Consider the following 22,971-nt stretch of genomic DNA (forward strand, 5'->3'; position numbering starts at 1 on the left):
TGCCTGTGCCGACGGTAGGCGCGCGATGATCGTCGAGGCGGGGCGGACGCGGAACGCGCCCCCTTCCGCTCCCCCGGTTCACTCCGAGCGCCCGGCCGCTCGGGTGAATACGCGGGGGCCGCTGGATATCCCTAGGGGTGGGGGGAGGGGGAACCGTGGGGCGGCGGCAGGGGGCAGGCACCCCGTGCCCGGCCGCCGCTCCACGGGCGAGGGCCTCGGCTCAGCCGAAGACGGCGAGGCTCTTGGCCTTGCCCTTGTGCAGCTCCACGAGCGCCAGGAAGCGGCCCTCGGGGTCGAACACGGCGACGGGACCGGCGTCCGCGTACTCGTCGGGCATGTCCAGGCGGACCCCGTTCAGCAGCAGCCGGGCGCGACGGGCGTCCACCTCCCAGCGCGGGAAGGCGGCCGCGGCGGCCTCCGCGATCGGCATCACGGTCAGCTCCTGCTGGAGCTGGTCCAGCGTCTTGGCCGCGTCCAGCTTGTACGGGCCCACGCGCGTGCGGCGCAGCGCCGTCAGGTGGCCGCCGACGCCCAGGCCGGCGCCCAGGTCGCGGGCGAGGGCGCGGATGTAGGTGCCGGAGGAGCAGACGACGGAGACGACCAGGTCCAGCACGGCGGTGCCGTCCTCGGCGACCGCGTCCCGGACGTCGTACACGGTGAAGGAGGAGACGGTCACGGGACGGGCCGGGATCTCGAAATCCTCGCCCTCGCGGGCCCGCTTGTAGGACCGGACGCCGTCGATCTTGATGGCGCTGACCTTGGACGGCACCTGCATGATGTCGCCGGTCAGCTTGGCGATGCCGGCGTCGATGGCCGCCCGGGTCACCTTGGAGGCGTCGGTGGACGAGGTGACGTCGCCCTCGGCGTCGTCGGTGAGGGTGTTCTGGCCCAGGCGTACGGTGCCCAGGTACTCCTTCTCGGTCAGCGCGAGGTGCCCGAGGAGCTTGGTGGCCCGCTCGACGCCGAGGACCAGGACGCCGGTCGCCATGGGGTCGAGGGTGCCGGCGTGGCCGACCCGGCGGGTCCGGGCGATCCCGCGCATCTTGGCGACCACGTCGTGCGAAGTGAAGCCCGACGGCTTGTCGACGATGACAAGGCCGTCGGGCGTGGTGTGCTTCTGGGTCATTCCGCGGCGTCGCCGTCCGTCTCGTCGTCCGCAGGCTTGCGGTAGGGGTCCGCGCCGCCCGCGTAGCTGGCGCCCGCGGAGTTCTCGCGCACCTTGGCGTCGGACTGCCGGGCCTTGTCGAGGAGGTCCTCGATGGTCCGGGCGGTGTCCGGCAGGGCGTCCGCGACGAAGGTCAGGGTCGGCGTGAACTTAACGCCGGCCGCACGGCCCACCTCGGAGCGCAGGATGCCCTTGGCGCTCTCCAGGCCCGCCGCGGCGGCCTTCCGCTCCTCGTCGTCCCCGTACACCGTGTAGAAGACGGTCGCCTCCCGGAGGTCACCCGTGACCCGGGTGTCCGTGATGGTGACGTGCGAGCCGAGCCGCGGGTCCTTGATCCCGCGCTGCAGCTTCTGGGCCACCACCTCTCGGATGAGGTCCGCCAGCCTTTTCGCCCGCGCGTTGTCGGCCACTGGTCCAGCTCCCGTTCTTTCCTGATCTTGGTTCTGTGGTTTCGTCAGTCGTCTTCGCCGTGGAAGCGGCGTCGTACGGACAGCAGCTCCACCTCGGGGCGGCCGGCGACCAGCCGTTCGCATCGGTCCAGTACGTCGGTGAGGTGGGCCGCGTCGCCGGAGACCACCGCGAGGCCGATGACCGCCCGGCGGTGGAGGCTCATGTGATCCACCTCCGCCGCGCTCACCGCGTACTTCCGCTGGAGCTCGGCCACGATCGGGCGGACGACGGAGCGCTTCTCCTTCAGCGAGTGGACGTCGCCGAGGAGGAGGTCGAAGGACAGAGTCCCCACGTACATGTGTGTTGCCGGTTCACCCGCCGGTACGGGATCGATGGCCCCTGGGCCGGGTGGCCGGGGACATCAAGAAACGGTACCCCGTACCCGCCGGTGGCTCGACAGGGTTTCGGCGCGGGCGGGCGCCGGGGCCGCCCCGGGCCCTGAAAACGGCCCGCAACGGCGCGCTGGCCGACGGGACCGGAAGGTCCCGTCGGCCAGCGGCAACCGGTGGCTGTTACGCCCGCGGCTTCTCGCGCATCTCGTACGTCGCGATGACGTCGTCGACCTTGATGTCGTTGAAGTTGCCGAGGTTGATACCGCCCTCGAAGCCTTCGCGGATCTCGGTGACGTCGTCCTTGAAGCGACGCAGGCCCTCGATGGTGAGGTTCTCCGCGACCACCTTGCCGTCCCGGATGAGACGGGCCTTGGTGTTGCGGCGGACCTCGCCGGACCGGATGAGGACACCGGCGATGTTGCCCAGCTTGGACGACTTGAAGACCTCGCGGATCTCCGCCGTGCCGAGCTCGACCTCTTCGTACTCCGGCTTGAGCATGCCCTTGAGGGCCGCCTCGATCTCCTCGATCGCCTGGTAGATGACCGAGTAGTACCGGACGTCCACGCCCTCGCGCTCGGCCATCTGCGCGGCACGGCCGGCCGCACGGACGTTGAAGCCGATGACGATGGCGTCGGAGCCCATGGCCAGGTCGATGTCGGACTCCGTGACCGCACCGACGCCGCGGTGCAGGACGCGGATGTCGACCTCTTCGCCGACGTCCAGCTGGAGCAGCGAGGACTCGAGGGCCTCGACCGAACCGGAAGCGTCACCCTTGATGATCAGGTTCAGCTGCTGGACCTCGCCGGCCTTGAGCACCTTGTCCAGGTCCTCCAGGGACACACGGCGCGTGCGCTTGGCGAAGGCCGCGTTGCGCTCGCGGGCGGCGCGCTTCTCCGCGATCTGACGGGCCGTACGGTCCTCGTCCACCACGATGAAGTTGTCGCCGGCACCCGGGACGTTGGTCAGGCCCAGGACCTGGACCGGCGTCGAGGGGCCCGCCTCGGCCACGTTGTTGCCGCTGTCGTCCAGCATCGCGCGGACACGGCCGTACGCGTCGCCGACCACCATGGTGTCGCCGACCCGCAGCGTGCCTCGCTGCACCAGGACCGTGGCGACCGCACCGCGGCCGCGGTCCAGGCGGGACTCGATCGAGATGCCCTGCGCGTCCTGGTTCGGGTTGGCCCGCAGGTCGAGCGAGGCGTCGGCCGTGAGGATCACGGCCTCCAGCAGCGAGTCGATGTGCAGACCCTGCTTGGCGGAGATGTCGACGAACATCGTGTCGCCGCCGTACTCCTCGGCCACCAGGCCGTACTCGGTCAGCTGACCGCGCACCTTGGTCGGGTCCGCGCCCTCGACGTCGATCTTGTTGACCGCGACCACGATCGGCACGTCGGCCGCCTTGGCGTGGTTGAGCGCCTCGACCGTCTGCGGCATGACGCCGTCGTTGGCCGCGACGACCAGGATCGCGATGTCCGTCGACTTCGCACCGCGGGCACGCATGGCGGTGAACGCCTCGTGACCCGGGGTGTCGATGAAGGTGATCGCGCGGTCCTCGCCGTTGACCTCGGTCGCGACCTGGTAGGCACCGATGTGCTGGGTGATGCCGCCGGCCTCGCCCGCGATGACGTTCGTCTTGCGGATGGCGTCGAGCAGTCGGGTCTTACCGTGGTCGACGTGACCCATGACGGTCACGACCGGCGGACGGACGACCAGGTCCTCCTCGGTGCCCTCGTCCTCGCCGAACTCCAGGTCGAAGGACTCGAGCAGCTCGCGGTCCTCCTCCTCGGGGCTGACGATCTGGACGTTGTAGTTCATCTCGTCGGCCAGGAGCTGCAGCGTCTCGTCGGAGACGGACTGCGTGGCCGTGACCATCTCGCCGAGGTTCATCATGACCGCGACGAGGGACGCCGGGTTGGCGTTGATCTTCTCGGCGAAGTCGGTGAGCGACGCGCCGCGGGAGAGACGGATGGTCTCGCCGTTGCCGCGCGGCAGCATCACGCCGCCGACGCTCGGGGCCTGCATGGCCTCGTACTCCTGGCGACGCTGCCGCTTCGACTTGCGACCGCGACGCGCGGGACCGCCGGGACGGCCGAAGGCGCCCTGCGTGCCACCGCGGCCACCGGGACCGCCGGGACGACCAGCGAAGCCGGGGCGACCGCCGCCACCGGGGCCGCCGCCGAAGCCGCCGCCACCGGGACGACCGGCGAAACCGCCGCCGCCGCCCGGACGGGCACCGCCGCCGCCACCGGGACGACCGGCGAAGCCGGGACGGCCACCGCCGCCGCCACCGGGACGACCGGCACCGGCCGGACCACGGCCGCCGGGGCCGGGACGCGGGCCGGCAGCGGGACGCTGCGGCATCATGCCGGGGTTCGGACGCGGACCGCCGGGACGGGGACCGCCCTGCGGACGGGGCATCGAGCCCGGAGTCGGACGCGGACCGCCGGGAGCCTGCGGACGCGGACCGCCGCCCTGGGCGCCGGGCGCCTGCGGACGGGGGCCGGCGCCGGGGGCGCCGCCGGGACGCGGGCCGCCCTGCGGACGGGGCGCCTGCGGGCGCGCCATGCCGGTGGAGCCGCCGGAGGTGAAGGGGTTGTTGCCCGGGCGCGGACCGGACGGACGGGCACCCGGACGCGGGGCCTGGCCACCGGGACGCGGCGCGCCCTGGCCGGAACGGCCCTGGCCCTGACCGGGACCGCCGGGGCGGGCGCCGGGCTTGGGGGCACCGGGACGGGCGCCGGGACGCGGACCCTGCGCGGCCGGGGCCTGCGGGGTCTGGGCGGCCGGGGCCGGCGGAGCGGTGAACTCCGGGGCGGCCGGGGCCGGACGCGGCGCGGGCTTCGGGCCCGGAACGGGACGCGGGCCCGGGGCCGGCGCGGGCGCCGACGGGGCAGCCGGCTGCTGCGCGGCGGGCGTCGCGGGCTTGGGAGCCGCCGGCGCCGGCTTCGGGGCAGCCGGACGGGCCGCCTGCGCCGGGGAGGGCGCGGCGGGCTTGGGGGAAGCCTTGCGCGGGGCGGGCTTGGCGGACTTGCCATTGCCACCCTGGAAGGCGTCGGTCAGCTTGCGTACAACCGGCGCTTCGATGGTCGAAGACGCCGAACGGACGAATTCACCGAGTTCCTGGAGCTTGGCCATGACGACCTTGCTCTCGACACCGAACTCCTTGGCGAGTTCGTAGACCCGGACCTTAGCCACTTCGCTCCTTTGAGGTCCGGGTGAAGCCGGACCGTCGCTAGTTCATGGGCGTACTCATCGCGTACTCATCGAGTGCTCATCGCAATCTCGACCTGCTTTCGACTCGCGAGGTACCAAACCGCACGGTTTTCCGTACGGCATGTCTTACGGCGTTGCCTGCTCGGCAACTGTTGCCTGCTCGACGTGTCGGCGCAACGCCTTTGTGTCGAGCGCTCCCGGGGCGCGCAGTGCCCGCGGCAACGCCCGGCGGCGTACCGCCTGGTCGAGACAGACCAGGGCGGGGTGCAGATACGCACCCCGGCCGGGCAGCGTACCGCGAGGATCGGGGACGCATGCGTCCTCGCTCCGCACGATCCGCAGGAGATCGTCCTTGGCCGCCCGCTCCCGGCACCCCACACAGGTGCGTTCAGGGCATGCTCCGGCGTGCGTCCGGCCAGACACGGCTAAGTCTACCTCCCCGCACCGACCTCACCCCTTCGGGGCAGAGATCGAACGGCTGTTGTCCGTAATCCAAGCCACACGCGGCCTGGATCTATTCCCCTGCGGCCGCTCCGGCCGCCGCCCGGTTCCGGTGCCCTACTCCGCCGCCTGCTCGGTGTCGGGCCGGATGTCGATGCGCCAGCCGGTGAGCCGGGCGGCGAGGCGGGCGTTCTGGCCCTCCTTGCCGATCGCCAGCGACAGCTGGTAGTCCGGCACGGTCACCCGGGCGGAGCGGGCGGCCAGGTCGACGACCTCGACCTTGCTCACCCGAGCGGGTGACAGGGCGTTCGCCACCATCTCGGCCGGGTCGTCCGACCAGTCGACGATGTCGATCTTCTCGCCGTTCAGCTCGCCCATCACATTGCGCACCCGGCCGCCCATGGGGCCGATGCAGGCGCCCTTGGCGTTCAGGCCCGCGCGGGTGGAGCGGACGGCGATCTTGGTGCGGTGGCCGGCCTCGCGGGCGATGGCCGCGATCTCCACCGAGCCGTCGGCGATCTCCGGCACCTCCAGGGCGAAGAGCTTCTTCACCAGGTTGGGGTGGGTGCGGGAGAGGGTCACGGACGGTCCGCGCACGCCCTTGGCGACCCGGACGACGTACGAGCGCAGCCGCTGGCCGTGCGGGTAGGTCTCGCCGGGCACCTGCTCCTGCACCGGCAGGATGGCCTCCAGCTTGCCGATGTCGACCAGCACGTTCTTCGGGTCGCGGCCCTGCTGGACCACGCCGGTGACGATGTCGCCCTCGCGCCCCGCGTACTCGCCGAGCGTCGCGTCGTCCTGCGCGTCGCGCAGCCGCTGGAGGATCACCTGCTTGGCGGTGGTGGCGGCGATCCGGCCGAAGCCCGAGGGGGTGTCGTCGAACTCGCGCGGCTCCTGCCCCTCTTCCAGGTCCTCGGGCTCCTCCTTCGCCCACACGGTCACATGCCCGGTCTCCCGGTTGAGCTCCACGCGCGCGTGTCGGCGGCTTCCCTCGGTGCGGTGGTAGGCGATGAGGAGGGCCGACTCGATCGCCTCGACCAGCAGGTCGAAGGAGATCTCCTTCTCCCTGACCAAGCCCCGCAGGGCGCTCATGTCGATGTCCACGGCTACGCCTCCTCCTCTTCCTTCTTGTCCTTCTTGTCCTTGCGGTTGAACTCGACCTGCACGCGCGCCTTCTCGATCTCCGGGAAGGCGAGGCGGCGGTGGGTGGCCTTGCGGCCCTTGACGCCGGGCACCTCGACGTCGAGGCCCTCGTCGTCCACGGTCAGGATCCGGGCGACCAGCTCGCCGCCCTCGGTCAGCTGGAACTTCACGAGCCGGTCGGTGGCGCGCACGAAGTGCCGGTGCTCGGTGAGGGGGCGCTCCGCGCCGGGGGTTCCGACCTCCAGGTCGTACGCGTCCTCGCCCATCGCGTTGGTCTCGTCCAGCTTCGCCGAGAGCGCACGGCTCACATCGGCGATCGCGTCCAGGTCCGCCCCGGAGTCGGAGTCGACGACCACGCGCAGCACCCGCTTGCGTCCGACGGAGTCGACGGCGATCTCTTCGAGATCCAGCCCCTGGGAGGTGACGAGCGGTTCCAGCAGCTCTCGCAGCCTCTCGCTCTGGGTGGTGCTCATCCGGGTGACTCCTCGGCCGCGTGTGCTGTTGTGGGATGGGTCGCGTGTCTGGTCAAAGGGTATCCGGTCGCGGGGAGTGTTGCCGTCCACCTGTGGACGGCCCGGTCCGGCCGGCGGGCGGCGGGACGGGTGAGCCCCGGTGGTGGCGGACGGTGCCGGTGAATGGGTTCGGACTGGTGCGCGGGTACGGTGATCACGGGCGTGCCGCCGGTCGCCGCTCATCGTGTTGTCGTAGCTCTTCTTGTCGTACGAGTTCTCCGAGGACGTCTGCCGTGCCGTATCCCTCGCCACCGCGCATCCCCTCGGGGCCGCGCCGAAGAACCCTGCTCGCCTCGGCCGCCGGCGCCGCCCTGCTGGCCGGCTGCACGGCCGGCGCGGACTCCGGCGGCACCGGCCCCTCGGCCACCGTCCGGGCCCGCGCCCGGGCGGCCGAGGACAGCAGGGAGCTGCTTGCGCGCTACGACGCGGTGCTCGCGGCCTTCCCGGGTCTCACGGAGCGGCTGCACCCGCTGCGCACCGAGGTCGCGGCGCACGTCGCCGCGTTCACGCAGGGCACGACCTCCACGGCGACCGCGTCGGGTTCCGCCTCCCCCTCCCCCTCCGCCACCCCGCCCTCCGTGCCGGCGACCGAGAAGGACGCCCTGGCCTCGCTCGCCGCGGCCGAGCGGACGCTCGCCGACCGGCGGGCCCGGGAGCTGCTGGACGTACCGGGCGAGCCGGCACGGCTGCTGGCCTCGGTGGCGGCGGCCGGGGCCGCGCACGCGTACCTGCTGACGACGGGGGGAACCAAGTGAGCGACGAGTCCGGACGGCCGGCCGAACTGACGGCGTTGCAGGCCGCGTTGGCGGCGGAGCACGCGGCGGTGTACGGGTACGGCGTGGTCGGCGGCCGGATCGACGACCGGCGCCGCGCCACGGCGAAGGCCGCGTACGACGCCCACCGGGCGCGCCGGGACGCGCTGGCGCGCGAGGTACGGGACCTGGGCGGCAGGCCGGTGGCGGCGAGCGCCGCCTACGCGCTGCCGTTCCCGGTGCGCGACTCCGCCGACGCGGTGCGGCTCGCCGCCCGGCTGGAGGACCGGGTGGCCGGGGTCTACGCCGACCTGGTGCGGGCGGCGACCGGGACGCGGCGCGCCTCGGCCGCGGCGTCACTGCGGGAGGCGGCGGTGCGGGCGGTGGGCTGGAGCGGGCACGGCGTAGCCTTCCCGGGTCTCGCCGAGCGGGCGGGCGAGGGCACCGGGGCGGCGGGTACGACGCCGTCGGGGTCCGCCACGGCGACCCGCTGACCACAGGATCCACGAGGAAGGGAACGGCTCGCACATGGCTTTCGAACCGCCGCGGCGCCTGGTGCGGGCGCTCGGGGAGACGGCACCGGCCGGGGACGACTGGCTGGCCGGGCTGCCCGAGGCGGCCGAGCGGGCCGTGGCGCGGCGGGAGTTGACCGTCGAGCGGGTGCAGGTGCCGGGCGGCCGCAGCAGTCTGGTGCTGCTGGTACGGCTGCCGGACGGCACGCCGGGCGTGCTGAAACTGGCCCCGCCGCGGGCCCGGCCGGAGAGCGAGCGGGCGGCGCTGGCGCACTGGGGCGGCCTGGGCGCCGTGCTGCTGCTGTCGGCGGACGCGCAGGACGCCGCCCAGGGGGCGCTGCTGCTCGAACGGCTGCACCCGGACGTCTCGGTGCGGTCGCTGCCGGAGGCGAAGGCCCTGCTGGAGGCGGCGGGCACGCTGCGCCGGCTGTGGGTGACGCCGCCCGCGGGCCACGCCTTCGAGACCGTGGCGGAGCGCACCGGGCGGCAGGCGGCGGCGATGTCCGCGGACGCGGAGCGGGAGCCGGAGCTGGCCCCGCTGGTCGACGCGGCGCTGTCGGCGCGCGAGGAGCTGCTGGCGGATCCGCCCGAGCAGCGGCTGCTGCACGGCACGTTCCGGCAGAGCAAGGTGCTCGCCGGTGACCGGATGCCGTGGCTCGCGGTGGGACCCGATCCGGTGGTCGGCGAGCACGCCTTCGACCTGGCGCGGCTGGTGCGGGACCGGGTGGAGGACCTGATCGCCTCGCCCTCGGGGGCGTCCATCACCCGGCGGCGGATCAAGCGGCTCGCGGAGTCACTGGAGGTGGACCAGGAGCGGCTGCGCGGCTGGACGCTGTTCCGGGCGGTGGAGTCCGGGGTGCGGGCGCTGCGCGTGGGACGGCCGCAGGACGGCGAACTGCTGCTGGAGTTCGCCGGGTGGCTGTAGGCGTCACCGCGCGGTGAGCGGTCCGCGGGGTGCACGAAGGGTCCCCGCGCCGCTTGGGCGGCGGGGACCCTCGTCCGGTGTCAGGCCGTGAGACGCGCGATCGCGTCCTCGACCGACAGCTCCTCGCGCTCGCCGGTCTTGCGGTCCTTCAGCTCCAGGACGCCCTCGGCCGAGCGGCGGCCGGCGACGAGAATCTGCGGCACGCCGATCAGCTCGGCGTCGGTGAACTTGACGCCCGGGGAGACGCCGGCGCGGTCGTCCACCAGGACGCGCACGCCCGCGGCGGCCAGCTTCTCTGCGACGTCGAGGGCCAGCTCGGTCTGCAGGGCCTTGCCGGCGGCGACCACGTGGACGTCGGCCGGGGCGATCTCCTTGGGCCAGCACAGGCCCTGCTCGTCGGCGGTCTGCTCGGCGAGCGCGGCGACGGCGCGGGAGACGCCGATGCCGTAGGAGCCCATGGTGACGCGGACCGGCTTGCCGTTCTGGCCGAGCACGTCGAGCTTGAGGGCGTCGGCGTACTTGCGGCCCAGCTGGAAGATGTGGCCGATCTCGATGGCGCGGTCCAGCTTCAGTCCGGTGCCGCACTTCGGGCAGGGGTCGCCCTCCTGGACCACCACGACGTCCACGTAGGCGTCGACCTCGAAGTCACGGCCGGCGACGACGTTCCTGGCGTGCGTGTTCTCCTTGTTGGCGCCGGTGATCCAGGCGGTGCCGGGGGCCACCCGCGGGTCGGCGATGTAGGTGACCTTCTCGCCGAGGCCCTGCGGGCCGACGTAGCCGCGCACGAGGTCGGGGCGGCCGGCGAAGTCCGACTCGGTGACCATCTCGACGGCGGCCGGGGCGAAGTGCGCCTCGACCTTGCCCATGTCGACCTCGCGGTCCCCGGGCACGCCCACGGCGACGATCTCGCCGTCCACCTTGACCAGCAGGTTCTTCAGGGTGGCGGAGGCCGGGACGCCGAGCGAGGCGGCCAGGGTCTCGATGGTCGGGGTGTCGGGAGTGGGGATCTCCTCCAGTGCGGGCACGGCCGAGCCGTCGACCGGCTGGAGGGTGTAGGTGATCGCCTCGGTGTTGGCGGCGAAGTCGCAGTTCGGGCAGTCCGCGAAGGTGTCCTCGCCGGCCTCGGCGGGGGCCAGGAACTCCTCCGACTTGGAGCCGCCCATGGCGCCGGCGGTGGCCGCGACGATGCGGTAGTCGAGGCCGAGGCGCGCGAAGACGCGCTGGTAGGCCTGGCGGTGCAGGGCGTAGGACTGGTCGAGGCCCTCGTCGGCGAGGTCGAAGGAGTACGAGTCCTTCATCAGGAACTCGCGGCCGCGCAGGATGCCGGCGCGGGGGCGGGCCTCGTCGCGGAACTTGGTCTGGATCTGGTAGAGGATCACCGGCAGGTCCTTGTAGGACGTGCACTGGTCCTTGACCAGGAGGGTGAAGATCTCCTCGTGGGTGGGGCCGAGGAGGTAGTCGCCGCCCTTGCGGTCCTTGAGCCGGAACAGCTCCTGGCCGTACTCGTCCCAGCGGCCGGTGGCGTCGTACGGCTCGCGGGGCAGCAGCGCGGGGAGCAGCACCTCCTGGGCGCCGATGGCGTCCATCTCCTCGCGCACGACCCGCTCCACGTTGGCGAGGACCTTCTTGCCCAGCGGCAGCCAGGACCAGATGCCGGCGGCGGTGCGGCGGACGTAACCGGCGCGGACGAGGAGCTTGTGGCTGAGGACCTCGGCGTCCGCCGGGTCGTCGCGCAGCGTCTTCGCCATCAACTGGGACATGCGCTGGACCGGTGCGTTGGCCATGGTTCTCGTACTCCTGCCAGATATGGGTGATGGCATAGGAGGTTAGCCGGGCGTGCCGCGAGGGCGGAAATCGGTTATCGCCTGCGGAGCGGCAGGGGGGCGCCCATCACGGCGTACGGGCGCGGCGCGCTCGGGAAGTGCACCTGGCGGGCGAGGTCGACGTAGCCGAGGGAGTGGTAGAGGCCGCGGGCGGGGCTGTCGGTGTCGATCGCGGAGAGGATCGAGCGGGGTTCGGTGGCGGAGTCCGTGATGGTGGTGATCAGCCTGCGGCCGATGCCCCGGTTCTGGTGGCCGGGCAGGACGTGCAGCTCGGTGATCACGAAGGAGTCGTCCAGCCAGAAGTCGTTGCCGGCCGCGCGCAGATACGGCTCGACGACGGTCGACCACCAGTGGGTGCGGGAGTTCGGCATGCCGTAGACGAAGCCGACGAGGCGCCCCCCGGCGGTCGCGCCGAGGGCGCGGGCGCCCGGGAACTGCATGTGGCGCTGGACGATCTGACGGCGTACGGCGACTTCGTCCGGGCCGAGGCCGAACGCCACCGCTTGGACCGCCAGTGCCTCGTCCACGCGGGCCGACAGGTCCAGGGGGGCGATCGTGAGATCCATGCGGGGAGGGTACCGGGGTTCAGAAGAGCACACTCATGAAGGCGCCTATCTCCTGGAATCCCACCTTGCGGTAGGTGCGGCGCGCGGCGGTGTTGAAGTCGTTGACGTAGAGGCTGACCACGGGGGCCACGTCGGCCAGGGCGTAGCGCAGGACCGCGGCCATGGCGGGGGCGGCGAGGCCCTTGCCGCGGTGCTCGGGGGCCACCCACACGCCCTGGATCTGGCAGGCCTGGGGGGTCGCCGCGCCGATCTCGGCCTTGAAGAGGACCTTGCCGTCCTTGTCCAGGCGGGCGAAGGAGCGCCCGGAGCCGACGAGTTCGGCGACCCGGGCCTGGTAGAGCAGTCCGCCGTCGCCGGCCAGCGGGGAGACGCCGACCTCCTCGGTGAACATCGCCACGCACGCCGGCATGATCGTCTCCATCTCGTCCTTGCGGACGCGGCGGACGTAGGGGTCCGGGGCGACGGTGTCGGGCATGTGGTCGGTGACCATCAGCGGCTGGCGGGACCTGACCTCGCGGGCCGGGCCCCAGTGCGGCTCCAGCAGGTGCCAGAGTTCGGCGGTGGCGTCCGCCGGGCCGACGATGGAGGAGCAGCGCCGGCCGGACCGCCGGGCGCGCTCGGCGAAGGCGCGCACGGCGCGCGGGGTGGCGCAGATGGGGACCAGGTTGGCGCCCGCGTAGCACAGGGACGTCAGCATGCCGTCCTCGTACCAGCCCCACATCTCGCCGCCGAGGCGCCAGGGGTCGAGCCCGGCGACCCGGACGCGCGCGGTCACGAAGGCGTTCGCGACCGGCTCGCGGTCGAGAACGGCGAGCGCGGCGTCGAGGTCGCTCGGATCGAGCACCCGTGAGGTGGTCTGGGTCAACACGTGCGGGGGCCTCACCCTGGGGGTTCTGCTGATCTCCGCACTATAACCGCGCGGGCTGTGCGGTGCGTCCCCCGGTCCGGGAAGCCGGCTTCCGGCCCGCGGGTGCGGGCCGGGACGCGGGGTTCAGCCCGCGACCGACACCGACGGCTCGCCGGACGCCACGCCCTCGTCCTGCATCTTCTCGGCCAGCTTCATGGCCTCCTCGATGAGGGTCTCCACGATCTTGGACTCGGGCACGGTCTTGATGACCTCGCCCTTGACGAAGATCTGGCCCTTGCCGTTGCCGGAGGCGACGCCGAGGTCGGCCTCGCGGGCCTCGCCGGGGCCGTTGACGACGCAGCCCATGACGGCGACGCGGAGCGGGACCTCCATGCCGGTCAGGCCGGCGGTGACCTCTTCGGCGAGCTTGTAGACGTCGACCTGGGCGCGGCCGCAGGACGGGCAGGAGACGATCTCCAGGCCGCGCTGGCGCAGGTTCAGGGACTCCAGGATCTGGATGCCGACCTTGACCTCCTCCACCGGGGGCGCGGACAGCGAGACGCGGATGGTGTCGCCGATGCCCTGGGAGAGGAGGGCGCCGAAGGCGACGGCCGACTTGATGGTGCCCTGGAAGGCGGGGCCGGCCTCGGTGACGCCGAGGTGGAGGGGGTAGTCGCACTGCTCGGCGAGCTGCCGGTAGGCCTCGATCATCACGACCGGGTCGTTGTGCTTGACGGAGATCTTGATGTCGCGGAAGTCGTGCTCCTCGAAGAGGGACGCCTCCCACAGCGCGGACTCGACCAGCGCCTCCGGCGTGGCCTTGCCGTACTTCTGGAGCAGTCGCTTGTCCAGGGAGCCGGCGTTCACACCGATGCGGATCGGGGTGCCGTGGTCCTTGGCGGCCTGGGCGATCTCCTTGACCTGGTCGTCGAACTTCTTGATGTTGCCCGGGTTGACCCGGACCGCGGCGCAGCCGGCCTCGATGGCGGCGAAGACGTACTTGGGCTGGAAGTGGATGTCCGCGATCACCGGGATCTGCGACTTGCGCGCGATGGTCGGGAGCGCGTCGGCGTCGTCCTGGGTGGGGCAGGCGACCCGGACGATCTGGCAGCCGGACGCGGTCAGCTCGGCGATCTGCTGGAGGGTGGCGCCGACGTCGGACGTGCGGGTGGTGGTCATCGACTGGACCGAGACGGGTGCGTCTCCGCCGACCGGCACGCTTCCGACCTGGATCTGCCGGCTCTTGCGGCGCTCGGCGAGCTTGGTCGGAACGGACGGCATGCCGAGAGAAATCGCAGTCATCTGCTGTGCAACCCCAAGTCGTGGATCAAGGTCCGGTCCCGTGATACGGCGGGCTCCGAGATCCGAGATTACGGCACCGGCGTACGCCCCGGCACATCCCACCCGCGAAACCCACTCGTTGGAATGCGGCCCGGAACGTCCCCGCGTCCCGGGCCGCCTCGGCTTCCGGTGGCTAGGAGATCTTCACCGGGTTGACGACGTCCGCGATGAGCACCAGGACGGTGAAGCAGACGAAGATCCCGGCCACCACGTACGCCACCGGCATCAGCTTGGCCACGTCGAACGGGCCGGGGTCCGGGCGGCGCAGCACCCTGGCCAGGTTGCGGCGCAGGGCCTCCCACAGGGCGCCGGCGATGTGGCCGCCGTCGAGCGGGAGCAGCGGGAGCATGTTGAACAGGAACAGCGAGAGATTGAAGCCGGCGAGCAGCATCACGAACATCGCCACCTGCTGGGAGGCGGGGATGTGCAGGGTGGCGATGTCGCCGGTGATGCGGGCCGCGCCGACGATGCCGACCGGGGAGTCGGGCTGGCGCGGCCCGTCGCCGAAGGCGGCGTTCCACAGGGCCGGGATCTTGCCGGGCAGCGCGGCCAGGGAGTCGACGGCGTCACCGACGCGGTCGGTCATCCAGGTCACGGAGTCGCCGAAGCCCAGCTTCTGCACGCCGGTGGCGGAGCTGAAGCCGAGGAACCCGGCCTTGACGTACTTGCCCTGCACGTAGGTGCCGCTGGAGTCCTTCTGGGCGACCATGTTGGTGGCGATCTTGGCGTGCAGGGTGAGCTGCCTGCCGTCGCGCTCCACGACGATCGGCACGTTCTTGCCGGCGCTGTCGCGGATCAGGTCGGAAAGGGTGTTCCAGTCCTTGGTGGGCGTGCCCGCGAAGGAGACGATCCGGTCGCGCTTCTGAATGCCGGCGGCCGCGGCCGGGGAGGCCGGGTCGGTCTTCTTGCAGGTGTCGCGGTTCTCGCTCTGCGCGATGACGCAGGGCGATACGGACGAGACGGTGGTGGTCTGCTGCTGGATGCCGAAGCCCATCAGGACCGTGAAGAACAGGCCGACCGCGAGGACCAGGTTCATGAACGGGCCCGCGAACATGACGATGACCCGCTTCCACGGCTTGCGGGTGTAGAACATGCGGGTCTCGTCGCCCGGCTGGAGCTCCTCGTAGGCCGCCGAGCGGGCATCCTCGATCATCCCGCGCCACGGCGAGGTGGAGCGGGCGGAGATCCGGCCGGCGTTGTCCGGCGGGAACATGCCGATCATGCGGATGTAGCCGCCCAGCGGGATGGCCTTGATGCCGTACTCGGTGTCGCCCTTCTTGCGCGACCAGACGGTCGGGCCGAAGCCGACCATGTACTGCGGGACGCGGATGCCGAAGAGCTTGGCCGTGGACAGGTGCCCCAGCTCGTGCCACGCGATCGAGACGAGCAGGCCGAGCGCGAAGACCACTATGCCGAGGATGAACATCAAGGTCGTCATGCACGCGCCTCCGCGGTCGCCGTCGTGGCTGTGATCTCACGGGCCCGGGCACGCGCCCAGGTCTCCGCTTCGAGGACGTCCGACACCGTGAGCGAAGTTCCCGCGGCCGGGGTGCCGTGTTCCTCGACGACCCGGGTGACGGTCTCCATGATCCCGTTGAAGGGCAGCGCGCCGTTCAGGAACGCCCCGACGCACTCCTCGTTGGCCGCATTGAACACCGCCGGCGCCGTCCCCGCGAGCCGTCCGACGTGACGGGCGAGATCCACCGAGGGGAAGGCCTCGTTGTCCAGCGGGAAGAACTCCCAGGTGGAGGCCTTGCTCCAGTCGAAGGCGGGCGCCGCGTCCGGGACCCGTTCGGGCCAGCCGAGCCCGATGGCGATCGGCCCGCGCATGTCCGGCGGCGTCGCCTGGGCGAGCGTGGAGCCGTCGGTGAACTCGACCATCGAATGGACGTACGACTGCGGGTGCACGACCACCTCGATGCGCTCGAAGGGGATGTCGTACAGCAGGTGCGCCTCGATGACCTCCAGGCCCTTGTTGACCAGGGTCGCGGAGTTGACGGTGATCACCGGGCCCATCGCCCAGGTGGGGTGGGCGAGGGCGTCCTGCACGGTGACGTCGGCCAGGTCCGCCTTGGTGCGCCCGCGGAAGGGGCCGCCGGAGGCGGTGACGACCAGCTTGCGCACATCGGCTCGGGTGCCGCAGGCGAGCGCCTGGAAGAGGGCGGCGTGCTCGGAGTCGACGGGGATGATCTGCCCGGGCTTGGCCAGCGCCTTGACCAGCGGACCGCCGACGATCAGCGACTCCTTGTTGGCGAGCGCCAGGGTGCGGCCCGCCTCCAGGGCGGCGAGGGTGGGCGCGAGGCCGATGGAACCGGTGATGCCGTTCAGCACGGTGTGGCAGTCGGAGGCGGCGACCTGGGTGGCCGCCTCCGGCCCCGCGAGGACCTCGGGCAGCGGCTCGCCGGGGCCGTACTCCGCGGCGAGCGCCTCGCGCAGGGCGGGTACGGCGTCCTCGCGGGCGACCGCGACGGTGCGCACCCGCAGCCGGCGCGCCTGCTCGGCGAGGAGGGAGATCCGGCCGCCGTTGGCGGACAGCGCGGTGACGCGGAAGCGGTCCGGATTGCGCAGCACGAGGTCGATGGCCTGGGTGCCGATGGATCCGGTGGAGCCGAGGACCACCACGTCCTTGGGGCCGTCGCCCGCGAGGGGGTCGTAGACGAGGTGGGGGTCGGCGAGGGGTGCCGGATGGGCGGGGCTGTCGGTCATCCCCCCATTGTGGCCGCAAGCGGTGACGGTCAGGACAGGGTGTCCCCCGGAGCGGTGTGTCCGAATGTGAAGTAGGCGTGAATGTCATGTGATAACACTTCGGTCTGCGCTTTCGCGCCACCGACCTCTCGCATTTCTCGCGGACGACATCCTGGGGGGATATCTCCATGCGGACCATACGGCTGCGCGCCGCCCTGCCCGCCCTCGCCGGTGCGGCCCTGCTCGCCGGCACCCTGCTCAGCACCCCGGCCGAGGCCGCGGGGGGCGTGCGGATCCACCACGTCTGGTTCGACAGCCCCGGCTCGGACAACCGCTCGAACACGAGCCTGAACGCCGAGTGGGTGCAGATCAAGAACACCGGCGGCTCGGCCGTCTCCCTCAAGGGCTGGGTGCTCAAGGACGCCTCGAACCACAAGTACGTCTTCCCGAACGTCAAGATCGGCGCCGGGAAGTACATGAAGATCCACACCGGCAGCGGCAAGGACACCACGACGGACAAGTACCAGGGCCGCCGCGCCTACGTCTGGAACAACGACAAGGACACCGCCACGCTGACCAAGGCGAGCGGCGCCAAGGTCTCCTCGTGCTCCTGGACGACGCGGGACCCGAGCGACAAGTACTGCTGATCGCCCGGGCCCGGTGCCGTCCGGGCCCGTCCGGCGCGTCGCGTCAGTCGCCGTAGGGCCGGCGGGCGTTGTCCGCGGTGGCCGGTCCGGGGGTCGCGTCGGCGATCCACGGGCCGTCCTCGGACGGGTCCACGATGCCCTCCTCCAGCCAGGTGTAGGCGCCGCCGAGGACGCCCTCGACCACCTTCCGGTCGAGGGCGTCGGTGTTGGTCCACAGCCGGGCGAACAGCTCCTCGACGCGGACGCGGGCCTGGCGGCAGAAGGCGTCGGCCAGCTGGTACGCCTCGCGCCCGTGTTCGTCCCGGGTGCGCAGCCGCTCGGCCCGCACACAGGCCGCGCTCATCGCGAACAGTTCCGCTCCGATGTCCACGATCCGCCCGAGGAAGCCCTGCTTGGTCTCCATCCGGCCCTGCCAGCGGGACATGCCGTAGAAGGTGGAGCGGGCCAGCCTGCGGGCGGCGCGCTCGACGTAGCGCAGATGGCAGGACAGGTCGACGCCGTGCCGGAACTCGCCGTACGACGTGGGCAGCTGCCCCGGCCCGGCCACCAGCCTCGGCAGCCACTTGGCGTAGAACACGCCCGCGTGCGCCCCCGCCCTCGCCTTGTCGGGCAGGGACTTCGACGGGTCGACGAGGTCGCCGGCGACCGAGAGGTGGGCGTCCACCGCCTCGCGTGCGATCAGCAGGTGCATGATCTCCGTGGAGCCCTCGAAGATGCGGTTGATGCGCAGGTCGCGCAGCATCTGCTCGGCGGGTACGGCCCGCTCGCCGCGTGCCTTGAGGGAGGCGGCGGTCTCATAGCCGCGTCCGCCGCGGATCTGGACCAGTTCGTCGGCCATCCGCCAGGCCATCTCGGAGCCGTAGAGCTTGGCGAGGGCGGCCTCGATGCGGATGTCGTTGCGGTCCTCGTCGGCCATCTGGGAGGACAGGTCCAGCACCGCCTCCAGGGCGAAGGTGGTGGCCGCGATGAAGCTGATCTTGGCGCCCACGGCCTCGTGGAGCGCGACCGGCTTCCCCCACTGCTCTCGCTCCGCCGACCATTCACGGGCGATTTTCAGACACCATTTGCCGGCGCCCGCGCACAGCGCGGGCAGCGAGAGGCGGCCGGTGTTGAGCGTGGTGAGCGCGATCTTCAGGCCCGCGCCCTCGGGTCCGACGCGGTGGCCGGCCGGGACCCGCACCCGGTGGAAGCGGGTGACGCCGTTCTCGATGCCGCGCAGCCCCATGAAGGCGTTGCGGTGCTCGACGGTGATCCCCTCCGAGTCCGCCTCCACCACGAACGCGGTGATGCCGCCCGGGTGCCCCTCGGACTTCGGCACCCGCGCCATGACGACCAGGAGATCGGCGACGACCCCGTTGGTGGTCCACAGCTTCACGCCGTCCAGGACGTACTCGTCGCCGTCCGGGACCGCCGTGGTGGCGAGGCGCGCCGGGTCGGAGCCGACGTCCGGCTCGGTGAGCAGGAAGGCGGAGATGTCGGTGCGCGCGCAGCGCGGCAGGAAGGCGTCCTTCTGCTCCTGCGTGCCGAACATCTTCAGCGGCTGGGGCACGCCGATCGACTGGTGCGCCGAGAGCAGCGCGCCCACCGCCGGGCTCGCGGAGCCGACCAGGGCGAGCGCCTTGTTGTAGTACAGCTGGGTGAGGCCGAGGCCGCCGTACTCCGGGTCGATCTTCATGCCGAGCGCGCCGAGTTCCTTCAGGCCGGCCACGACCTCGTCGGGTATGCGGGCCTCGCGCTCGATGCGGGCGGAGTCGATCTCCGTCTCGCAGAAGGCGCGCAGCTTGGCCAGGAACTCCTCGCCGCGCCGTACGGACTCCTCGGCGGGCATCGGGTGCGGGTGGACGAGGTCCAGCCGGAAGCGCCCGAGGAACAGCTCCTTGGCGAAACTGGGCTTGCGCCAGTCCCGCTCCCGCGCGGCCTCCGCGACCTGACGGGCCTCGCGCTCGGTGACGGTGCTGCGGTGCGTGGTGGGTGCGGACATGGGGGCTCACCTCGCCGCGAAGAGGGACGACTGGGACCGTTCGTTACCGACCAGTGCTACTGGGTCGTTGGTACCTGAAAAGGGACGGCCCCGCCACCCCGCGCGGGGACGGCGGGGCCGTTCGGGTCGCTTCTGCCGCGCACGGGTCTGCTTCCGGCGGGCGCCCTCCCTCCGCTTCCCGGGCTCACTCCGGTGACGGCGGCCGCCAGCCGAGGACCGGGGCGAGCGCGGCCTGCATGGCCGACGACGGGGTCAGGCGGAGCAGCCGGTCGCGTGCCAGACAGACGGGGGTCGGGCCGCACTGTGCCACGGCCCCGATCCGGCGGGAGCGCCGGGCGATCATCCGGGTACGGGCGCGGCGCTCGCGGTCGTAGCGGGCCAGGGCGGAGTCCGCGTCAGGGTGGACGGCCAGCAGCGCGGCCAGGGTGACGGCGTCCTCCAGGGCCTGGTTGGCGCCCTGCCCGAGGTTGGGTGTCATGGCGTGCGCGGCGTCGCCGAGCAGCACGCACCGGCCACGGACGAAGCTGTCCAGCGGGGGCAGTTCGTAGATGTCGTGGCGCATCACCGCGTCCTCGGTGGCGGCGGCCAGAAGCTCCGGTACCGGGTCGTGCCAGCCGCCGAAGCGCCGCCTCATCTCGGCCAGTTCGCCGCCGGGACCGCGTTGCCCCGCGGGAGCGTTGGCGACACCGAAGAGGTAGACGCGGCCGTCGGCGAGGGGGCCATACCGAGGCGTTCGCCGCGCCCCCAGGTCTCTCCGCCCACGTGCAGCGGCCGGCCCGGGTCGACGATGGTGCGCCACGCCGTTGTATCCGGCGTAGCGGGGCGAGGGGGCCTGCGGCCAGAGCGCCCTCCGTACGGTGCTGCGGATGCCGTCGGCCCCCACGAGCAGGTCGGCGCGCGAGACTCCCCCGCTGTGCCGCACCTCCACGTGCGTGCCGTGGTCCGTGACGGCGTCGACGCGTGTGCCGGTGCGCAGGGCCGCTTCGGGAAGGGCCGCGCGCAGGATGTCGAACAGGTCGGCACGGTGGATCATCACCAGCGGACCGTGGCGGCGTGCCAGTTCCTCGGTGTCCGTGCGCGACAGCCAGCGGCCGGAGACGTCCCGGATGCCGGCCCGGGTCTCCACGAGGGCACGCGCGTGGACCCGCTCGCCAAGTCCCAGGGCCTCCAGCGCACGGACCCCGTTGGGCCACACCGAAAGCCCCGATCCGGCCTCACCGAATCCGGCGGCCCGTTCCAGCACCTCGACCCGCCATCCGTGCCGGGCCAGCGCGACGGCCGCGGCCAGGCCGCCGATCCCCGCCCCGGCCACGATCGAGCGGCCCGGGACCCCACCCGGACGCGCCGCTCCTCCACCCACCGCACCCATCCTCTACATCTGTAGTAGTCGCCGGGAATGCTACATCTGTAGAGTGTCGGCGCACAGGCAGGGAGGGACACGGTGGCCGAGCCCACGACAAGACGGCTGCGCCTGGCCGACGCGGCGATCAGCACGCTGGCCCGGGCGGGGATGCGCGGTCTGACCCATCGCGCCGTCGAAGAGACGGCGGGGGTGCCTGCGGGGACGTGTTCGTACTACTTCCCCACCCGGCAGGCGCTGCTGCGGGCGGCGGTCGACCGGCTGGCCGAGATCGATCTCGCCGATGTGGCCGAGCGCCCGGCCATCACGGAACCGGCGGACCTCGCCTCCATCGCCGCGGCCGTCGCCGACCTCGTCGAACACCTGGTCACCGCCGGCCGCGAACGCATGCTGGCGCGCTACGAACTGTCCCTGGAGTCCACGCGGCGACCCGAACTGCACACCGTCCTCGCCACCGCGGGCAAGGCCCACCGGGCCGTGGCCCGAGAACTGCTCACCGCCGCGGGCGCGTCCGATCCTCCGTCCCAGGCACCGGTGTTCGTGGCCTTCCTGGACGGCCTCGTCTTCGACCGGCTGGCGGGCGCGGGCGCGCCCCCACCCACCTCCACCGAACTCCGCGCCCACCTCCTCGCCGTCCTGCACGGCTTCACGAGGCCGCTTCACGGGTAAGCCGGCCGGGCCGGAAGGGGGCGAACCGGCCGGAGCCGTCCGGACGTTCTCACACCGCACCGACGCCCTTGGCCGGTGAACAGCGCGGACTTCAGCCAAAGGAAAGCTGACCTGGACTTTTACCCTGACCTGCACTTCTGCTCCCCGCCTCAGCCCGTACCAACACGTTCCAGGCCGGTCTGGAGCAACTTGGTGGGCCCGGTAGACGCCGCCGGCGCCGGGCCCACTGCGGCGGGCAACGGCTGGTTGTGCCAGCAGTACCATGCGCCAGTGAAATTACGTGGTCTTTCGATACGTTGGCGTCTGTGGGGGGCCTCCGTGTGCGCGGGCCTGACCGTTACCGCAGCGACCTTGATGTCCGCACCGCCGGCTGCGGCCGCCACGCCCTTCGCCCCTTTGCCGTCCTCGACGGTCAATTCCTTCAAGCTGAACATCGATCCGACGTCGGACTATGACGCCTACGGCGACGCCATCCGTGGGGCCGAGAAGAGCGGCACCGTCACGAGGGTGACGCCCCTGGAGGTGGCGCAGTCCGGGCAGCACACCGGACGGGCGGCGCTGTGCCATGACACCGGCCTGGACGGATCTCTCAAGTACGACGGATTCTGCTGGGACACGACCGACGACAACACCAGCGCCTACTCGAGCAGCGGAGGCTGGCACCCCCAGGGCCTGACCGCCGCCCACGACGCGACGGGCAGCACCTATAACGGCCACAGCCTCTACCTCGCGTCCTGGTACTACGGCGACGGCACCACCGAGAACCAGTTCGGTCGCATCACCATCGCTGAGTCCACCGGTACCTCGGTCACCTACGGCCACGTCTTGCTGGTACAGCCGACCGGTAACGCCGACTCGGGTGACTTCATACCGGTCACCAACATCCATGCCGACGGCATCGTCTGGTACGGCAACAAGCTGTTCGTGGCCAACGGCGGCGAACTGCTCGTCTTCGACATGCAGTACCTGTGGAAGATGGGTTCCACCTCTAGCGACTACGTCGGCATCCGAGGGGGCGTGTCCTCGGCCCGCTATCACCAGTGGGCCCTGCCGCTGCAAGGTCGCTACTACACAGGCGACCGGAGCCTGAACCCGCGCGCATGCGCCGGCGGCAGTGGCAGGGCATGCCTGGGTTCGCTGAGCCTCGACCGCTCGTCCCACGGGCCTGCCCTGATCTCGGGCGAGTACCGCACCCACGATGCGGGTGCGGGAGGCAGGGTCATCCGGTGGCCCCTGAACGACAGCACCGATCTGCCGCGTGCCGACAACGGTTCCACCATCGGCACGGCGACGGCCAGCGCCGCCTACAGCACGCCGGTCTACCAGATGCAGGGCGTGGCCACCGACGGAACCTGGTATTACATGGCCGGCGAGTGCCCCACGAGCTGGGTGGCGAACCCCATCGCTACCGGCGCCTACTCATGCATCCACCGGGCACCAGCGTCGCCGTCAGGCGGCGCGTCCTCCGTCATCACGCGTTCACCCAGCCTCACGCAGAACCTCTCGTACAGCACCGCCTCGGGCCGTCTGTGGGGGCTGAACGAGTACACAGGCCACCGAGTGGTCTTCAGTATCGACCCGCCGTGACCTTCGGTGCATCAAGCGGG

21 protein-coding genes are annotated in these 22,971 nt (G+C 71.9%); 6 read left to right on the forward strand and 15 right to left on the reverse strand.

All coding sequences use genetic code 11. From position 1 onward, the window contains the following. Positions 1-220: 220 nt before the first annotated feature. The 7 genes from truB to rimP form a co-directional block, all read right to left on the reverse strand. Complete coding sequence (gene truB / locus HZZ00_RS28760) at positions 221-1,126, reverse strand: tRNA pseudouridine(55) synthase TruB (RefSeq protein WP_180329161.1); 906 nt, start codon at positions 1,124-1,126, stop codon at positions 221-223. Beyond that, on the reverse strand, positions 1,123-1,575 hold the full coding sequence (gene rbfA, locus HZZ00_RS28765) for a 30S ribosome-binding factor RbfA (RefSeq protein WP_070022156.1): 453 nt from the start codon (positions 1,573-1,575) through the stop codon (positions 1,123-1,125). The genes truB and rbfA overlap by 4 nt, the downstream gene beginning before the upstream one ends. Positions 1,576-1,619: 44 nt before the next feature. Further along, on the reverse strand, positions 1,620-1,913 hold the full coding sequence (locus HZZ00_RS28770; RefSeq protein ID WP_180329162.1) for a DUF503 domain-containing protein: 294 nt from the start codon (positions 1,911-1,913) through the stop codon (positions 1,620-1,622). Positions 1,914-2,127: 214 nt separating this feature from the next. Continuing rightward, positions 2,128-5,142 carry a translation initiation factor IF-2 gene (gene infB / locus HZZ00_RS28775; protein WP_180329163.1) on the reverse strand — a complete coding sequence of 1,005 codons (3,015 nt, stop codon included), beginning with the start codon at positions 5,140-5,142 and terminating at the stop codon, positions 2,128-2,130. A gap of 144 nt (positions 5,143-5,286) precedes the next feature. After that, a complete protein-coding gene (locus HZZ00_RS28780) occupies positions 5,287-5,583 on the reverse strand; it encodes a YlxR family protein (RefSeq protein ID WP_071828835.1) in 297 nt (98 codons plus the stop codon). Positions 5,584-5,718: 135 nt separating this feature from the next. Then, a complete protein-coding gene (nusA, locus tag HZZ00_RS28785; protein ID WP_180329164.1) occupies positions 5,719-6,705 on the reverse strand; it encodes a transcription termination factor NusA in 987 nt (328 codons plus the stop codon). Between the two features lie 2 nt (positions 6,706-6,707). Further along, positions 6,708-7,217 carry a ribosome maturation factor RimP gene (gene rimP, locus HZZ00_RS28790; RefSeq protein WP_180329165.1) on the reverse strand — a complete coding sequence of 170 codons (510 nt, stop codon included), beginning with the start codon at positions 7,215-7,217 and terminating at the stop codon, positions 6,708-6,710. 272 nt (positions 7,218-7,489) lie between these two features. Between rimP and HZZ00_RS28795 the strand changes: the two genes are divergently transcribed. Genes HZZ00_RS28795 through HZZ00_RS28805 form a run of 3 tightly spaced genes read left to right on the forward strand, consistent with a single transcriptional unit; the run spans position 7,490 to position 9,445 of the window. Continuing rightward, positions 7,490-8,011: a hypothetical protein gene (locus tag HZZ00_RS28795; protein WP_180329166.1), complete on the forward strand. Its 522-nt coding sequence runs from the start codon at positions 7,490-7,492 to the stop codon at positions 8,009-8,011. Further along, positions 8,008-8,502, forward strand: a complete 495-nt coding sequence (locus tag HZZ00_RS28800; protein ID WP_180329167.1) for a ferritin-like domain-containing protein — start codon at positions 8,008-8,010, stop codon at positions 8,500-8,502. Before HZZ00_RS28795 ends, HZZ00_RS28800 begins: the two co-directional genes overlap by 4 nt. A 34-nt stretch (positions 8,503-8,536) precedes the next feature. Next, positions 8,537-9,445 (forward strand): aminoglycoside phosphotransferase family protein, encoded by a 909-nt coding sequence (locus tag HZZ00_RS28805; RefSeq protein WP_180329168.1) that lies wholly within the window; start codon positions 8,537-8,539, stop codon positions 9,443-9,445. A gap of 80 nt (positions 9,446-9,525) precedes the next feature. Here the strand turns inward: HZZ00_RS28805 and HZZ00_RS28810 are convergent, their stop codons facing one another. The 6 genes from HZZ00_RS28810 to dxr form a co-directional block, all read right to left on the reverse strand. Continuing rightward, positions 9,526-11,229, reverse strand: coding sequence for a proline--tRNA ligase (locus tag HZZ00_RS28810; protein ID WP_180329169.1), 1,704 nt, complete (start codon positions 11,227-11,229; stop codon positions 9,526-9,528). A 74-nt stretch (positions 11,230-11,303) separates the two neighbouring features. Then, positions 11,304-11,834, reverse strand: coding sequence for a GNAT family N-acetyltransferase (locus HZZ00_RS28815; RefSeq protein ID WP_070022182.1), 531 nt, complete (start codon positions 11,832-11,834; stop codon positions 11,304-11,306). A gap of 19 nt (positions 11,835-11,853) precedes the next feature. Then, on the reverse strand, positions 11,854-12,702 hold the full coding sequence (locus HZZ00_RS28820; protein ID WP_074993577.1) for a GNAT family N-acetyltransferase: 849 nt from the start codon (positions 12,700-12,702) through the stop codon (positions 11,854-11,856). Between the two features lie 123 nt (positions 12,703-12,825). Continuing rightward, positions 12,826-13,983 (reverse strand): flavodoxin-dependent (E)-4-hydroxy-3-methylbut-2-enyl-diphosphate synthase, encoded by a 1,158-nt coding sequence (gene ispG / locus HZZ00_RS28825; protein WP_070022187.1) that lies wholly within the window; start codon positions 13,981-13,983, stop codon positions 12,826-12,828. Positions 13,984-14,155: 172 nt separating this feature from the next. Continuing rightward, the gene (locus HZZ00_RS28830) at positions 14,156-15,460 is read right to left on the reverse strand and encodes an RIP metalloprotease (protein WP_180329170.1); all 1,305 of its coding nucleotides are present in this window, start codon (positions 15,458-15,460) and stop codon (positions 14,156-14,158) included. Continuing rightward, positions 15,457-16,728 (reverse strand): 1-deoxy-D-xylulose-5-phosphate reductoisomerase, encoded by a 1,272-nt coding sequence (gene dxr / locus HZZ00_RS28835; protein ID WP_180329171.1) that lies wholly within the window; start codon positions 16,726-16,728, stop codon positions 15,457-15,459. Before dxr ends, HZZ00_RS28830 begins: the two co-directional genes overlap by 4 nt. Before the next feature lie 167 nt (positions 16,729-16,895). Here dxr and HZZ00_RS28840 point away from each other — a divergent pair, with 167 nt between their 5' ends. Continuing rightward, positions 16,896-17,354 (forward strand): lamin tail domain-containing protein, encoded by a 459-nt coding sequence (locus HZZ00_RS28840; RefSeq protein ID WP_180329172.1) that lies wholly within the window; start codon positions 16,896-16,898, stop codon positions 17,352-17,354. A 43-nt stretch (positions 17,355-17,397) separates the two neighbouring features. Here HZZ00_RS28840 and HZZ00_RS28845 read toward each other — a convergent pair whose 3' ends face one another. Together HZZ00_RS28845 and HZZ00_RS28850 are read right to left on the reverse strand one after the other, a co-directional pair. Next, positions 17,398-19,335, reverse strand: a complete 1,938-nt coding sequence (locus tag HZZ00_RS28845) for an acyl-CoA dehydrogenase family protein (RefSeq protein WP_180329173.1) — start codon at positions 19,333-19,335, stop codon at positions 17,398-17,400. Positions 19,336-19,519: 184 nt separating this feature from the next. Further along, positions 19,520-20,695, reverse strand: coding sequence for an FAD-dependent monooxygenase (locus HZZ00_RS28850; protein ID WP_257585438.1), 1,176 nt, complete (start codon positions 20,693-20,695; stop codon positions 19,520-19,522). Positions 20,696-20,776: 81 nt separating this feature from the next. Between HZZ00_RS28850 and HZZ00_RS28855 the strand changes: the two genes are divergently transcribed. Together HZZ00_RS28855 and HZZ00_RS28860 are read left to right on the forward strand one after the other, a co-directional pair. Then, entirely contained in the window at positions 20,777-21,364 is a 588-nt protein-coding gene (locus tag HZZ00_RS28855; RefSeq protein WP_219013957.1) for a TetR/AcrR family transcriptional regulator, read from the forward strand. A 354-nt stretch (positions 21,365-21,718) separates the two neighbouring features. After that, positions 21,719-22,951, forward strand: a complete 1,233-nt coding sequence (locus HZZ00_RS28860; protein ID WP_180329174.1) for a hypothetical protein — start codon at positions 21,719-21,721, stop codon at positions 22,949-22,951. Positions 22,952-22,971 lie beyond the last annotated feature (20 nt).

The sequence above is a fragment of the Streptomyces sp. NEAU-sy36 genome (assembly GCF_013423905.1).
Lineage (GTDB): Bacteria > Actinomycetota > Actinomycetes > Streptomycetales > Streptomycetaceae > Streptomyces > Streptomyces misionensis.